This window comes from Nostoc sp., assembly GCF_036917465.1.
Classification (GTDB): domain Bacteria; phylum Cyanobacteriota; class Cyanobacteriia; order Cyanobacteriales; family Nostocaceae; genus Nostoc.
The window spans coordinates 75,741-90,740 of the sequence record NZ_JBALDL010000041.1; the positions used below are offsets into that span (position 1 = coordinate 75,741).

Sequence of the window (15,000 nt, forward strand, 5' to 3'; positions counted from 1 at the left end):
GAGAAGTGTCCCCATGCCAAAACCAACTATTTTACTTGCACTCGATCCTCACAGTGCCGCTTTTTGTGCAGCCATTAAACGGCAACTGCAAGAATTTCCAGCCGATCAAACCTGTTTAATCCAAACTTATACCTTAACTTGGGATGGTCAAACTTTTGGCTTTAGTGGCGAGTTAGATCAGTTTGCTGACACTAGTTTTGAGCTGGCTCAAACTCATAGTAAACAAGCTTATGTTTCCAAAATTCGTACCCAGTTCAGCGACGCGACAGGCGAACTGCAAACTGCACTGATTGAATTATTGAAAACGTCTAGTCAGTCAAAAGAAGCGATCGCAGCAAAACGCCAAGGAGTGAAAATCAGCAACACCCATCGAATATATCTCATGCTCTCAGTCAGCAATCAATTTGCCAGGGGAATTGTTTTTGACATAGTACGCTTAATTCGTTGGCTATTTTCTAAGTACTTTATAGATATTCCTTACAGCTTGGAAGCGTTATTGCTATTACCAGGGTTATTTACCCAAACCACAACTGCTGATTACGGCGTTGCTTACACGCTCCTGAAAGAGTTAGATTACAAAATGACCATTGGAGTTGTGATTACAGGCGCTCAAAAAGCACCACCTTTTGATAACTGCTGGCTGATGGATGAGCAAATTGGGGGACTGAGGGATAATTTATCTAGCTATGCTGATGCTTTGGCAGGTTTTCTCACCATCGAACCGGAAACCAGTGGCTTATTGATTGGCGCACAAAAAGTGCGGGGGAAAATACCCGCCTATAGTGCATTTGGTTATGGAGAACTATTTTTTCCAGGAGAAACAATCATTAACCGTTTGAGTGCTGCCTTCGCTGCCGATATTGTCATGGAGCAGTTTTTACCGAAGGCAGAATTCACTCCAGAAGCAACTCGCAAATGCCTGTTAGATGCCAAAGGATTTGTCCTTAGTGAAGATTTTAGCAATGCTTTTCTGCAATTAGAACGAGACAACGGCAAACCAGTTTGGCAAGATTTCAATCCGCGTATTGACATCCATCCAGCGATGGCGCGGGAATATGGGATGGAATTGCAGCGTGCCTATCGGCAATTTGAAAATAAAGAGCTACTTTCCTATAAGCGCACACTGGAAAAGTGTTGCAAACAACTACAAGGAAACCTAAGCAGCTTTTTAGATAGCAGCATAAATCGCTATATTGATGCTACACCTAGAGGCTTACATGAAGGAGTTAGGCTATTAAATATATTGACCTTTTTGTATTTGGAACTGCAAACGGATGCCATTGGCGATCAATCGCAGAATCTGGTTACAGAACTGCGTGCAGCTGAAGCATTTCTCGATTCAAGATTGCAGGTAACAATTGATCGAGAAGCCACTCAAAAGCTGCTCAACCAAGTTCTATCGTTAAAATTGCGGCAGCAACAATTACAAGATATTTTAGCTGAAAGAAAATCTGAAGAACAACAGCAAGAGCTAGAAACAACTCAGAAACAGCTAGAAACAGCAGTTGCGGAGTATCGTCAAGCGTTAAATGCCGAAATCGAACACGCTCGACAAATCCGCTTTATGGCGATCGCTCGCGCTCGTGAACAAGGCGAAGCTGCGATCGTTGTAGCTCAGAACCACTTAACGGCCATTGAAAATCAACTCGAAACAGCTACAGATAACTTAAATGAACTGCTAGCAGAAGAAAACCGTTTTCGTTCACAATATTTAATCGTTTATCCTACCTTAGTTACTGGTGCTTTATTAGCCTTGCTGATTCTGACCGGAATTTTCAGTCAATCCACACTATGGCTGTTATTGCAAAAGTTTTGGGCTAACTTAATTAGTTATCTGCTTTGGACTGCGGTAACAATTTTGACTTACTTAGGTGTTGTTTGGCTCAAGTACAGCACTAATATCCGCGATCGCATTCAGAAAGTTCAGAAACAAATTAAACGCCTAGAAAGCACTATTAAAGCAACCGCCGTCGAATTGCGTCGCACTTATAATGAACAACTAAAGTTAGAGTACGATTTATACGCCCAAAATCTCCGTGTCGAAGCGTTAAATTATTTGATTAAAACAGCTAAACAAAGAACTGAAATCTTACGTCAAACTCTGTCCAATTTCTCTGATATCTACAATAATTTGGTTGCTCAACGCGATCGAGCTACCACGAAGTTCTCTGAAATTCGGCTTACAGTTCTGACTGATGCGGATATTGATGCTTATTACCAAAGTTTTCTTTCCACATTACCAACTGAGAAGTTTACTGAAGAACAGATCAGTCGTTCTCAGTCATGGAAAATTTCTGCTGAAGAGTTTCAAAATCAACTTATGCCCTTTGCCCGTCAACAGTTCGAGCAATTGGGTAATTTGTCTATTGGCGAAGTATTAAAACAATCAGATTTAATTGCTGCCAATACTGCTAATCTGCGTTTGAATCAACTTTATGATAGCGCTAATTTGTTGCTGCGACTTCAAGATATTGACGCTAACTTAAACCCAACTTCTCAACGGGAGATTACCCTTTGGGTGGGAGCAAAAGATAAAGAACAAATTTTTGGGTTTTACAGTCACTTGAGTCGTAATTTAACCGCCTTGGTAGCTGAAGATGAGCAGAGGTTGTCTATTCTGACCCGTTCATTAGGCTTTCCGGCTTATTTTCTCAGTAAAATAGAGTTTTATCGAGACTGCTATGAGCGGACTCAGAGCGAACAAATCGACGAAGACGAAAACATTCCTGATTTAATCCCAGAAGAAATAGGTTCTGGTAGGGAATTAAAATTAGCTTATCAAACCCTGCTGTTAGCGATCGCTCTTGGGCTACTATCCCAACATTCTCAAGGTGATTATCAATTTAACGGTCGGTCAATTGGTAAAAATCGAGAACAAATTACCTTAGCTTTAGCAACTGAGTTCACCTTTCAGGAACTCTATGGAGACTTACAAGAACGTATCGAAACTTATGAACGTGATTTTATTTACCATAAATTACAGGAATTAGGAACATCTGCTTCAGATTTTAATCGTTATGAGGTTAAGCTTTTAGATCATCTGCTTTCAGAATATAATCCCCTGAATTAGGTAAGCTGTCGCGTATTTAATTTGCACAACCAGGGCGGGCAAGATGCCATTGGTGTCAACTTACAGCAGTTTTCATGTATTTTAACCACACCTGTCGTAAAGGCGCAAGGTCTTGCGCCCCTACCGCGTGGTCTATTTACCTGAAAATAGCTGTAAGCTCAAACGCTTATCCCACAGGGTTTTTCTCCCTCCCCTTATTAAGGCTACAGTCTACACACAAGTCATCGAATTACCCAAAACAAAAGAAAAACCTCACCCTGTCAAGAAAGGACATCCCTCTCCTTAGTAAGGAGAGGGACAGGTTTTGCTATGCAAAACCAGGGTGAGGTTTCTCAGAAGCTATAAGGCTGATTTAGTTGGTTTTCCAGTGCATTTTCTTCTAATTCAAATGTTTGGACAGCGAAATATCCTCTGTACTACCCATGCATAACGTATTTAAACATGCAAGTTAAGCCCGTAAAAACCCTTGATAAATTTGGGCTATTCTCAACTAAGCTTGGTATGGAATATAACAAGATAGTGAATATTTAAAGGAAATATCTTATGGATAAGCCCAGTGGCGAAATTGATAAACTGCAATATCAAGTGATGACTCTAGAACGACCAAAAAAGCTCAAAATCTTGGTAGTTGACGATGAGCCAGATAACCTCGATTTGCTTTATCGTACATTTCGACGCGACTTTAATGTTCTGAAAGCTGATAGTGGGGTGAATGCTCTACAAGTTTTGGCAGCAGAAGGGGAAGTAGCGGTGATTATCTCCGATCAACGGATGCCAGAAATGAAAGGAACTGAGTTTCTGAGTAAGACTGTACCTCAGTTTCCCGATACGGTCAGGATAATTCTCACCGGATTTACTGATATTGAAGACTTGGTAGAAGCAATTAATGCGGGGCAAGTCTACAAATATATTACCAAGCCTTGGGATCCAGGGGAACTGAAGGCAGTGGTGCAAAGAGCCGCAGAAACCTACGATTTGCTCAAACAACGTACAGAAGAATTACGCCGCGCTCATGCTCAAATGGCGCTGCTGAGTGTTTTGGTACAGGTAACTCAAGCAGCTTCTAGCTTAGAGGAAACTCTCGCCCCGATCGCTAAGGCTGTGAGTGAGACTTTTGGGGCAGAAGGCTGTATCCTCCAGCTTACAGATGGAAATAATCTGGTTGCGACTCAAGGAACTTACAGTGATACAGGTACAATAGAAAACTGGCTATCTCTTGACCCACTAACAATAGAAGCGATCGCCACTGGGCAAATGCAAGTCTCCTTAAATGTACTTAAAGATACTAACTTAGTTGATGCAATTCATTACAAAAATACGGGTGTGCAAGCACATTTAGTTATCCCAATTAGCTACCGTCATAAACTTTTGGGCGTGTTGTCGCTACAGTGGAAACAACCCTGCACTTTGCGGGACGATGAATTAATGCTAATTAATTTATTAGCCGAACTAGTAGCGATCGCTCTTACTAGTAGTCACTCCCCTAAAATTACTGTGTAGTTCTCATTAGTCATTTGTCCTTTGTCCTTTATCCTTGACAAATGACCAATGACTAATTGACCAATGACTAACGAAATTCAGTCCATTTTTAACCGTATTGCCCCAGTTTATGACCAATTAAACGATTGGTTAAGCTTGGGACAGCATCGAATCTGGAAGGAAATGGCAGTTAAATGGAGTGCAGCTAAATCGGGTGATACTGTATTAGATTTGTGCTGCGGTAGTGGTGATTTAGCTTTACGTTTGGCAAGGCGTGTGGGAGCAACAGGAAAGGTGTATGGAGTTGATTTTTCCTGCAACCTGCTAGAAACTGCTTCATTACGCTCCCAAAGACAGTATCCCCAACCTGCAATCGCCTGGATAGAAGCCGATGTGCTAAATTTACCCTTTGAGGATAACCAATTTGATGCCGCAACAATGGGCTATGGTTTAAGAAATGTTAAAGATATTTCCCGCAGTCTCCAAGAGTTACATCGGGTTTTGAAGCCGGGAGCTAAAGCCGCAATCTTAGACTTTCATCGACCGAGCAATCCTCAGCTACGTGCTTTTCAGCAGTTGTATCTGGACGGTTTTGTAGTACCAGTTGCCAATTATTTAGGCTTAAAAGAAGAATATGCTTATATTAGTCCCAGCTTAGACCGCTTCCCCATTGGCAAAGAGCAAGTAGAGTTAGCGCGTCAAGTTGGTTTTGCTGTTGCCACACACTACCCCATTGTGAACGGTATGATGGGAGTGCTAGTGCTTAGTAAGTTAGGAGTTATTAGTTAAAAGTCATGAATTATCAGTAGTGATAAATTCTCATTGAAAATTTATCATTCCTAATTTCTAACTCTTAACTCCTAACTCCTAACTCTTGTACAGACGCGATTAATCGCGTCTCTAACTCCTAAATTTTTTAATTATTCCCTTGGACTGGTCTCATCTTTGGCTTTATGTGTCTCCCCCGGTACTGGGTGGAATTATTGGCTATTTCACAAATGATATAGCCATCAAAATGTTGTTCCGTCCTTACCGAGCAATTTATATTGCTGGACGAAGAGTACCCTTTACCCCTGGTTTGATTCCTCGCAACCAGGAACGTCTGGCTCTGAATATTTCTAAGACAATCATGGGGTCATTATTGACACCCCAAGAATTGCAAAATCTCGCACGGCGTTTGTTGCAAACAGAACGAGTACAATCGGCAATTCTCTGGTTGTTGCGGCTGGCGATTGAACAAATCAAAACAGATAATAACCAAAAAAGTGTCAAAATTATAGCGGGAATTTTGCGGGATTTGCTAGGGGAATCCTTACCACGGTTGCTCAAGGTTTTAGCGCGACGTGAAGACTTTTTGGAAGTGCAGATCAATCAAATTTTTGACCAGATATTACTGGAATTTCAACTAAGTGAAGAACAAGCTACAAGGCTTGTTGATTGGTTATTTGAAGTAGTTTTACCGCCGGATCTGCTGCGCCAAGCGATAGTTGATTTTTTGACCGATCGCACCATTCAAATTATTGATGAAGGCTTCCGCGAAAAAACCAGTGGTACTTATTGGGTAGTAGCAAATTTGTTTGGCTTACGTAATACTCTGACAAGGTTACGGACTTTTTGCTTAGATGAAAAAGAGGCTGCAAATAGTCGCTTGGAGGAATTGACTCAAGGTTTGCAGATGCGCGATCGCATCAAGAAATTACTGCAAAATTTATCATTACAAAACTTGCCAATGGGTACGGTGCGCCAACTGCAAAAGACTACCCGCGAAAGTGTTCGTCATTACCTACAAAACAGTGGCAGCGATTTTTTACAAGGATTAACTGATTCTGTTGATTGGGAAAATATTGCTGTAGTTCTACTGAATCGTCTTAGTACTTCACCTGTTGTCAGTACTTCTTTAGAAGTTATGAGTCAAGAGTTGGCTCTAATTTTAGATAAGTATTTGGAAAAAGATTTAGAAGTAATTGTGGCACAGGCTATTCCGATTTTATCGATAGATCAAGTGATAGTTGACCGCGTGAAATCAACTTCGCCGGCTGAATTAGAAGCTGCTATTGAGGGAATTGTCAAAAATGAATTGCAGGCGATTGTAACTTTAGGTGGTGTTTTGGGTTTTGTCATCGGGTTATTGCAGACAGTGTTTTTAATAGTCAGTCAATATTAATTTTGGCTCTTCAGTACTTAGTATGCTAAATTAATCTGCTAAAAAGCTGAAAATATTGCTGCACAACAAAAACAGGCATTGTTTTTAACATTTTAGGCAATTCTTGGGACTTAAGGGTTCTAAACTTTACTTTAAAGTCTAGCTTTGATATTTAACTAATAATTTGGCATAACAGGTACTGAAGAACCTTAATTTTCTTTCTGACTATAAAATTCGATGGAATTATAGTAGCAAATTAGCTATATTCTGAAGCAAGTCAAATTCAGCGATCGCCTTTCAAAACTCAAATTATTCGGAACTCATTCCTTAATTTTGAAGGCTTGTTCATTTACGATCTATTCATAGATTTTACCTCTGTAGCAACCCACATCTATCTTAAGATACATAATTTCCAAAATTACTCTATCGGTTGATAGAAGTCGAAAAGAATACACTATTGTTAGTTTATGTAATAGCTGCCTCAACTAAAAGCAGGAAATAAAACCATGAGTATCGAAAAAAGAATAGAAGCTACTGCAAAAAATATTGAAGGAAAAATCCAAGAGGTTGTGGGTGAAATCACTGGTAATCCGCAAGATAAAGCTGAAGGACAAGCAAAGCAAGCTGATGCTCAAGTTACTCACACTGTAGAAAATATCAAAGATGAAGTGAAGAAAGTTGTAGACTAATTTTGCTTATACAGTACAAATAGCAATATTAGCCATAATTTGCTCCTGATAGTTGAACATTAATTACTCCACTAACTCAAAGCTAGTGGGGTTTTTGTGTGTGTACAAAACTGTAAAAGTTTAATTAGTAACAAACTGGCTCTAACCATGATTTTTTTAGCAAATTAATTCAACTAATGACTGGCATGATTAGCCAATAAGTTCCAGAGGAACATGGCAATTATTGCGTCAACTACAGCAACAATTACACCAGGGATACTCAGGGTTATAGATGCGTTAGTCTTTTCCTTTCAGGTCTGTTTAAAATGGTAAAATATCAAGAATTATTGGGAGGAATCAATCGTCATGACTTTTATTGTTGCGAAATGGACGATTGACGAATATCACCGCATGATTGATGCTGGCATTTTAAGCGATCGCAAAGTTGAACTACTTAAGGGAGAAATTGTCGAAATGTCGCCGGAAGGGGAACCCCATGCTTATTGTAGTCATGAATCGGCAGAGTATCTAGCGGATTTGTTAGGTAAGCGTGCCACAATCCGGCAAGCCAAGCCTATCATTTTACCCAATGACTCGGAACCAGAGCCAGATATTGCCATTGTCCAACGTTTAGGACGCGAGTATCGAGAGCATCATCCCTATCCAGCAAATATCTTCTGGTTGATTGAGTATGCTAACTCCAGTTTAGAAAAAGATTTAGAGAGAAAAAGCAAAATCTACGCAGAAGCAGGTATTTTAGAGTATTGGGTTGTAAATCTCAAGAAGCTACACCTAGTGGTGTTTCGAGAAATCTTAGACGGAGAGTATGCGACAAAATTGACATTCACTGCGGGAACAATTCAACCCCTAGCATTTCCAGATATTTCTGTTGCGGTGGAACGGATTCTTAACAGTTAAGGTAATTACAATTCACAATTCCCAATGGGCTACGCCCCGCTATCCTAACGCAATTCGCAATTATTAATACCCCACGCACGCCACTTGCTCTACTTGGGGAAACCTCAGACGCTCCCCTTCAAAAGGGAGGGGGAATTAAAGCCTCTCTCCGCTTCGGGGAGAGGTTTGGAGAGGGGTCGCATTAATTTTCGGAGATGTCTAGTTCAATCCTTGCGTTCGCCCTACAGTCCTTCTCTACGAGACGCTCCGCGAACGGGCATCATACGGCAGGCGTTGGCAAAGCCATCGCTTTTGTATTTAATAAAAGCAAGTTTGCTAAGTTCCTATATTGAATTCGGGCAGTTGTTGATTGAATTCGGGCAATTGTTGATTGAATTCGGGCAATTGTTGATTTAATTCGGGCAGTTGTTGATTGAATTCAGGCAGCCGTTGATTGAATTCGGGCAATTGTTGATTGAATTCGGGCAGCCGTTGATTGAATTCGGGCAATCTCCAGAAATATACGTAAAGTTATTCAATATATTTGTTATAAATTAATTAATTTATACTGAATAATGCGGCTGTCAAGTAACCCTAATTCTGTTTATCGTAGTGCTGTACAGTCCAGGGTAGAAGTCAGTTTTTATCCTGGCGCATTATTAATAATAGGAAAGTGATTTATGTCACGCCCAAAACGCGGGTCTAAAGTAATTGATAGAGCGCAGCGTCGGATTGCGGCTTTGAAATCGATCAATCCCACCTTAGACTTAGGGAATGGGGTAACAATTGAGTCCTTTGCAGCCGTCATCAAAACAACGCAAGACAAGTTAGAAGCTTATAACTCAAGCCTCTCCACCGTGGATATGACTCAAGGAGCCTTAGAATTTGCCGAAAAGTCGCTGATGGAACTAACAGAACACATGTTACTCAGTGTAGCTGCAAAGTATGGCAAGAATAGCGATGAGTACGAAATGGCAGGGGGCGTTCGTCGAAGCGAACGCAAGCGTCCGGTACGAAAGCTTAAGCAAGACGCTGTTGCTTGATAAATCTGGGTTTTACCCCACCCTAACCCTCCCCGATATATTGGGGCTACGGTGTACACACATCTCTGTACAAACCCAAAATCGTTGGAGATCCCCCTAAATCCCCCGATAAATTGGGGGACTTTAAGAGACTTTTGCCCCCCAATTTATCGGGGGGTTGGGGGGATCAAAAGGCTCTGGGGAAAATGCCAAGGAGTTAAAAGCGGAGGTAAAGGAATATGAGCAAGTTTTGAAACAGTTTAAAAAAGCGGAAGATTTGTGATTGTTAAGCAATCAAGCGGACATGATATTACGCATTGACATAAAATACTAAATATGAATGTTTTGAAAAACTATATCTGTTGTAAGGGCACAGCACTGCTGTGTCCCTACATTGTAGGTATATTTACCACTAAATAATAATTAATAAAAGCCTGAAACAACCTATTTTTGAAATGCATACCAATAAAATAAGAAAATCCAACAGTGCCGCAGTTCATGATTGTGACAAAGAATTAGTTAATGTCCACTTTTGCAACAGGTCTAGTATTGGCATTACTGAAAACATCAAATTCCATGACTTTTACCAATTACCCAATTACGCCGGAAAAATCGGGCTAAAGCTGATTCTTCTAAAGATAAATAAATTGGTCGTCCGTGGGGACAGGTGCGAGGGTTGCGAGTATGTTGCCAATTATCTAAAAGCGTCTGCATTTCTTCTTGGTTCATGGGTGTACCATTACGAATGGCACTGCGACAGGCGACAGCTACTTGAGCGGTTTGTAAATCACCTCCCCAACTAAGCTCTAAAATTGCTTCTGCACAGTCGTCTCGCTGTTGCAAAGGTGCAGGTATGTTTCGGACAGCCCAAAGTTGCTCGCCAAAAGGTTCTATTTCTAAACCGATGCGTTGCAGTTGCGATACTTGCGCTGGGGACAATTGATAAAGAATAATTGCTGGTTCAACGGGGACAAGTTGCCAATCATCACACAATTGCTCATATAAAACTCGCTCATGAGCAATATGCTGTTCTACCAACCACATACCACCTGAATGTTCAGCGACAATATAGGTGTTGCTAACTTGAGCAACAGCTTTTAAAGAGTTAGGAGAGACGCGATTAATCGCGTCTGTACAAGAGTTAGGAGTTTTAGGATTGAAGTTGTAGCCGCCTTTGGCTTCTGCGGCTTTGAGTAATTTACTAACTCGTGTTGTGTGAACAGCTTCTTTGAGATTGTTAGAAGATATGCTAAGTGCTTGGTTAATTGCTTGGGTAATTTGCTCTTGCCAATAAATGATTTCGTTGAGGTAAATTTCTGTTTTTGCGGGATTGCGATTCCAGTTAATTTGGTCGGGTGAAATGGCTAGATGTAAGAAACAAATTGGATAGCGATCGCGTGGTAATGTTCTGTGAAATGCTGATAATATCGTTTGCTCTAGTTCTGGTGTCTTAACCATCCGTCCGTTAATGGCTACACGTACCCAATCTGGACGATGACGATGAATGCGATCGGGTAATCCTACCACTAAATTTAGTGAGGAGTTAGGACAGACGCGATTCATCGCGTCTGTACAAGGGTTGGGGAGTTGGAGTTTCACCTCTTGCAAATCACCTTGTCGTACCTGGGGTAAAATCTGCGGTAGGAGTTGCCCAGTTGTTCTAGCCGGAGAGATGGTGAACCATTGACGGTCATTTTGCCAAATCTGCCAGGTGAGATGGGGATGACATAAGGCAATTTGTTGAATTGTGGCTTGCACGGCTTTCATTTGCTGTGCAACTGTGGGTAATCCCTGACGGCGTGATGAGCAGTTACCGAAAAGATTAGAAACTGTCACCACTGTACCAGGTGCGATCGCAGTTACTTCAACTTGCATAACTTCCCCACCATCGCCATAGCTAATCCGCCATCCTAATTTTCCATCCACAGGACGACTCAAAATTTCCAAATCTGCCAGAGTTGTTAAGCTATGTAACGCCTCACCACGAAACCCCAAACTTTTAATTTTCCATAAATCGGCACTAGAGCGAATTTTACTGGTGCTGTGGGCTGTGGCTGCTTGTTGCAAGTCATCTAGGTTCATTCCATAGCCATTGTCTGCAACGCGAATTCGCCATTGCTGCGGCCATAGAGAAACCACAATTCGCGTTGCACCTGCGTCTAGGGAATTTTCTACCAATTCCCGCACCACAGAAGCTAAGGAGTCGATAACTTCACCAGCTGTAATAAGATATACGACTTCTGTTGGTAGAGCTTGAATAGTAGATGCCATAAAGGTATTGGCGCTTAAACTTAACCCAAGCATACCAATCTAAGTCTATTTATTCGATCATTGCTGGTTTTTTTGTATTGCACATTAAACTTATAGAAAAAATCTAACCAGCGAAAAATAAACCACAAATAAACACCGATGAACAATCTGCGTACATCTGTGGTTTAATTTCTAAAGCATTGTTTTTGCCAGATATCTATTGTGCATTACAGCTTTCTCTAAAGCATCAGACAAATCAGCGATCGCAACACTCAACATTAATTAACATTAAATTACCTTACTTTCTAGTTACCTCTAAGCGATCGTTAATTACTATCCCTAATTGCCAAAACTTTCGGTGGTTCGGGTTTGAGCAAATCGTTCAACAAAGATGCAGGACGTTCACTGTAAGGCCAAGCGAAAGCATGACGGAAAGCTGCATCCTGACAAGCTTGTAGTTGTTCAAAACTGATAATGTCGTAAGTCAAGAGATTTTCATACTCAAACGGTAGACGTACATTATGTAATCCAGCATTATCAGTACAGATAGCAATATCTACCCCAGCATCAAAACAACGGTCAAAAACTAATTTGAGTTGACGGATATCTTGTAAAGTACCAGTTTTTATGTAAGTTGTGGGGCAAATCTCTAAACATTGTCCGCGTCTAGCGACATCATTAAGTAATTCTGGATACAGTAGGGGGATTTGGATACCGTGACCGATTCGCATCAGATAGGGTAACAGTTCGGGATAACAACCGGCGGTGGTTTCATATAGATGTCCCGTGGTGTTAACGCCTAGCGATCGCGCATAATCATATAAGCTAATCCATTCTTCTAAGCGATCGGCATAATAGCTATCACCGCCAGCTACATCGACTGCACAGACGTACTGCTTATTTTGTGCCGCCAAATCTATAATCGCCTTGTTCACCTCGTATGGTAAGCGCGTGTGCATACAAAGAATTTGGCTAGTAACAATCGGATGTTCTGGCTGGTGGCTAGCAAGTCCTACTACTTTCACAATTTCAGCCATCTTGTCAATTCTCTGTGATTGATTCAGATGCTCAGGTGTTCGTAAATAGGGAGTGTAGCGTAGTTCCAAATAAGCCAAATTTTCAAAAATGTAAGCACCCCGCACCAAGCGATAGATAAAGTAAGGCAAAGTCTCCACAGTTTGCACACTTTCTACCAGGGTATGTAATTCTAGATACTCATCTAGGCTGTTGCGTGGGCGAGTATAAAAATCTTCAAATTCTGAATAGTCAGCAAAGCGGGAAATCAACTCCGAAGAATGTCGCTCAAAATATCGCCATAGAACTCGCGGTACAACGGAACCGCCCAGATGTCTATGTAATTCAGCATATAAAGCCATAGTGATACTTTTAGGTATAATTTTCACTAATTGTAACAAAAACATAGAAGTAAAAATCTCTACCCAAAAAATTTAGAGCAAAAGGCTTATGTTCTAGTAAACTATGGCGATTGCCTACCATTAGAAAAATAGTTAAGCCCCAAATCTTGTTAATTGATATGCTAGCTGGATTTATGCCGCGCTGTAACACAGGGGCTACAAGTATCCTTGTTTTCTTAAAGTCCCGCATGTAATAGAGTTTTGAGCATAAATCAACTTGACATTATTAAGATCAAATTGATAGCATTTAAAACCCTTCGTTTTTATGCTATACTGAAATAAATATTTAAATTGTCTAGCGAGTGAAATATAGTCATGTATTTTTCTTTAGCTGCACAAAATCTTGGGCGAGGTTGATATTAAGTGAAAATTCAAGCGTTGGATGTCAAGGCTGGCGATCGCATTATTGCTTACTGCAACAACAAAATGCAAACCTGCAAGGTAAAACGCATCTTAGATCCTGGTCAAGCTAATATCACACTATCAGTATTCACCTCTGAGAATTATCGCGGTTGCTCAGTTTCATCTATAGTGCGCTTCCGGTCGAACGCCTTAGTTGATTTGGTAAACGAAAATTAAGGCAGCATTAAATTTCAAAAATATCTCTAGTAATTGTGCAGCTGTAAGCTGGATTTAGTTTTTGTTAAAAGTGCGATTGTAAATACGAATCTGGGAAAATTTATATTATCCCAATCCCTGACTTCTTCGATAAGTTGGGGATTTAACTTTTCATAAAATATTTAGGACTACTCTATGCATCTTCATAGAGAATTAGTATTAGGAGTTATGCAAAGAATAGCTAAAAAGAAAGATTTTCTTCTTAAGGTGATTCATCTAGAGGCAAAGCGGCTACTCTCCGAAAACACCAAAGGCGAACCCGCAGGATATTAAGCCTATTGTGTGTACTTTGGCGTAAGTCCTAAGTACAAGTCAAAAGGAAAGTAAAAGAGTGGTAACAAAACGTCAAAAGAATATACAGCAGAAATGGTACGTTCTGCTTTATATACTTCTGCCACTTAAATACTCCTTGTATGATGTTGTTTTTGCAATGAATATGGTGAAAGGTAGATGCAAAGAAATTAATTCTTTCACGCAAATTAAAAGGAGGAATCAATCCTCCTTTTAACTGGTTTCACAGACAGTTATCCTCAACTCAGAAGTTATAAGCTATACACCTACAGGAGTCTTAGCCCCAGATGCTGGCTGTTTACCATCTGGATCTAATGCTTCCCCTTCAATAAATGAACGCAGCATCCAAGCTATTTCCTCATGCTGTTCTAGCAGTCCAGTCAAAAAGTCAGCAGTACCTTGATCGTGAAATTTGTCGCCAGACTGATCCACATGGTCTCTTAAATTACGAATAACCTGCTCGTGGTCTTGCACTAGATTAGCTACCATCCCCGTTGCTGTAGGAACATTACCAGCATGTTCCTTAAGAGTAGCAAGCTTGAGAAATCCTTCCATTGTACCAACTGGATAACCGCCCAAAGCACGAGTCCGCTCTGCCAAGGCATCAATATTTAGAGTGAGTTTTTGGTAGTGTTCTTCCCAAAGCTGGTGCAAAGAGCGGAACTGAGGGCCAACGACATCCCAGTGATACTTTTTGGTTTTTACCAACAGTAGATAGGCATCTGCCAAATCTTGATTTAACAGATTAATTACACCTTGACGCTGTTCTTCAGTCAAACCAATGTTTATCGCACGCATTGTTTTTCCATCCCTAAGCAAACTTATTCACTAATCTCTCAAATTCCATATACATTCCACATCAACCAAAGGAAACATTATGAGCTTAAATTAATTCGCCAATTCGTAATTATGCCTATGTCTTAATAGGTAGTATTATGCCAATAATCTAGTATTTAGTGAACTTTATTGTTTTTTAAGTTCCAAATATAAAATATTAAATAAATATAAATAAGAATTATAGTCAATTTATATTAAAACTATCTAAAGGCAGTTTTACTCAATTTGATAATTAATTCAATTTGCCAGATTAACATTAGTAAAGGGTGATTGCTTTTATGCAATCACCCTTTACTACCAAAAAATTAAC

Annotated in this window: 12 protein-coding genes; 9 read left to right on the plus strand and 3 right to left on the minus strand. The window is 40.4% G+C overall.

What is annotated here, in order from left to right; genetic code table 11:
- Nucleotides 1–13: 13 nt before the first annotated feature.
- The 7 genes from V7K38_RS08185 to V7K38_RS08215 all read left to right on the plus strand — a co-directional run bounded on the left by V7K38_RS08185 (nt 14) and on the right by V7K38_RS08215 (nt 9,300).
- On the plus strand, nt 14–3,070 hold the full coding sequence (locus tag V7K38_RS08185) for a hypothetical protein (protein ID WP_334856899.1): 3,057 nt from the start codon (nt 14–16) through the stop codon (nt 3,068–3,070).
- A 543-nt stretch (nt 3,071–3,613) separates the two neighbouring features.
- On the plus strand, nt 3,614–4,570 hold the full coding sequence (locus V7K38_RS08190; protein WP_334856900.1) for a response regulator: 957 nt from the start codon (nt 3,614–3,616) through the stop codon (nt 4,568–4,570).
- A 63-nt stretch (nt 4,571–4,633) separates the two neighbouring features.
- On the plus strand, nt 4,634–5,338 hold the full coding sequence (gene ubiE, locus V7K38_RS08195) for a bifunctional demethylmenaquinone methyltransferase/2-methoxy-6-polyprenyl-1,4-benzoquinol methylase UbiE (RefSeq protein WP_334856902.1): 705 nt from the start codon (nt 4,634–4,636) through the stop codon (nt 5,336–5,338).
- Between the two features lie 139 nt (nt 5,339–5,477).
- A complete protein-coding gene (locus V7K38_RS08200; RefSeq protein ID WP_334856903.1) occupies nt 5,478–6,713 on the plus strand; it encodes a DUF445 domain-containing protein in 1,236 nt (411 codons plus the stop codon).
- Between the two features lie 485 nt (nt 6,714–7,198).
- A complete protein-coding gene (locus V7K38_RS08205) occupies nt 7,199–7,381 on the plus strand; it encodes a CsbD family protein (protein ID WP_094343285.1) in 183 nt (60 codons plus the stop codon).
- 345 nt (nt 7,382–7,726) lie between these two features.
- Nucleotides 7,727–8,278: a Uma2 family endonuclease gene (locus V7K38_RS08210; RefSeq protein ID WP_334856906.1), complete on the plus strand. Its 552-nt coding sequence runs from the start codon at nt 7,727–7,729 to the stop codon at nt 8,276–8,278.
- Nucleotides 8,279–8,937: 659 nt separating this feature from the next.
- Nucleotides 8,938–9,300 carry a hypothetical protein gene (locus V7K38_RS08215; RefSeq protein ID WP_334856907.1) on the plus strand — a complete coding sequence of 121 codons (363 nt, stop codon included), beginning with the start codon at nt 8,938–8,940 and terminating at the stop codon, nt 9,298–9,300.
- 546 nt (nt 9,301–9,846) lie between these two features.
- Here the strand turns inward: V7K38_RS08215 and mutL are convergent.
- On the minus strand, nt 9,847–11,550 hold the full coding sequence (mutL, locus tag V7K38_RS08220) for a DNA mismatch repair endonuclease MutL (protein ID WP_334856909.1): 1,704 nt from the start codon (nt 11,548–11,550) through the stop codon (nt 9,847–9,849).
- A gap of 305 nt (nt 11,551–11,855) precedes the next feature.
- The gene (locus V7K38_RS08225) at nt 11,856–12,905 is read right to left on the minus strand and encodes an adenosine deaminase (RefSeq protein ID WP_334856911.1); all 1,050 of its coding nucleotides are present in this window, start codon (nt 12,903–12,905) and stop codon (nt 11,856–11,858) included.
- A 402-nt stretch (nt 12,906–13,307) separates the two neighbouring features.
- Here V7K38_RS08225 and V7K38_RS08230 point away from each other — a divergent pair, with 402 nt between their 5' ends.
- Both V7K38_RS08230 and V7K38_RS08235 read left to right on the plus strand, forming a co-directional pair.
- Nucleotides 13,308–13,523: a hypothetical protein gene (locus V7K38_RS08230; protein WP_334856913.1), complete on the plus strand. Its 216-nt coding sequence runs from the start codon at nt 13,308–13,310 to the stop codon at nt 13,521–13,523.
- 174 nt (nt 13,524–13,697) lie between these two features.
- On the plus strand, nt 13,698–13,835 hold the full coding sequence (locus tag V7K38_RS08235; protein ID WP_334856915.1) for a hypothetical protein: 138 nt from the start codon (nt 13,698–13,700) through the stop codon (nt 13,833–13,835).
- Nucleotides 13,836–14,111: 276 nt separating this feature from the next.
- Here the strand turns inward: V7K38_RS08235 and V7K38_RS08240 are convergent, their stop codons facing one another.
- Nucleotides 14,112–14,651, minus strand: a complete 540-nt coding sequence (locus V7K38_RS08240; RefSeq protein WP_334856917.1) for a Dps family protein — start codon at nt 14,649–14,651, stop codon at nt 14,112–14,114.
- Nucleotides 14,652–15,000: the final 349 nt, after the last annotated feature.

Bases quoted from the DNA above. Each gene is read 5' to 3' on its own strand.
- V7K38_RS08235 (WP_334856915.1), top strand. From the start codon at position 13,698: ATGCATCTTCATAGAGAATTAGTATTAGGAGTTATGCAAAGAATAGCT.
- V7K38_RS08210 (WP_334856906.1), top strand. From the start codon at position 7,727: ATGACTTTTATTGTTGCGAAATGGACGATTGACGAATATCACCGCATG.
- ubiE (WP_334856902.1), top strand. From the start codon at position 4,634: ATGACTAACGAAATTCAGTCCATTTTTAACCGTATTGCCCCAGTTTAT.
- V7K38_RS08190 (WP_334856900.1), top strand. From the start codon at position 3,614: ATGGATAAGCCCAGTGGCGAAATTGATAAACTGCAATATCAAGTGATG.
- V7K38_RS08225 (WP_334856911.1), bottom strand. From the start codon at position 12,905: ATGGCTTTATATGCTGAATTACATAGACATCTGGGCGGTTCCGTTGTA.
- V7K38_RS08240 (WP_334856917.1), bottom strand. From the start codon at position 14,651: ATGCGTGCGATAAACATTGGTTTGACTGAAGAACAGCGTCAAGGTGTA.
- V7K38_RS08215 (WP_334856907.1), top strand. From the start codon at position 8,938: ATGTCACGCCCAAAACGCGGGTCTAAAGTAATTGATAGAGCGCAGCGT.
- mutL (WP_334856909.1), bottom strand. From the start codon at position 11,550: ATGGCATCTACTATTCAAGCTCTACCAACAGAAGTCGTATATCTTATT.
- V7K38_RS08205 (WP_094343285.1), top strand. From the start codon at position 7,199: ATGAGTATCGAAAAAAGAATAGAAGCTACTGCAAAAAATATTGAAGGA.
- V7K38_RS08185 (WP_334856899.1), top strand. From the start codon at position 14: ATGCCAAAACCAACTATTTTACTTGCACTCGATCCTCACAGTGCCGCT.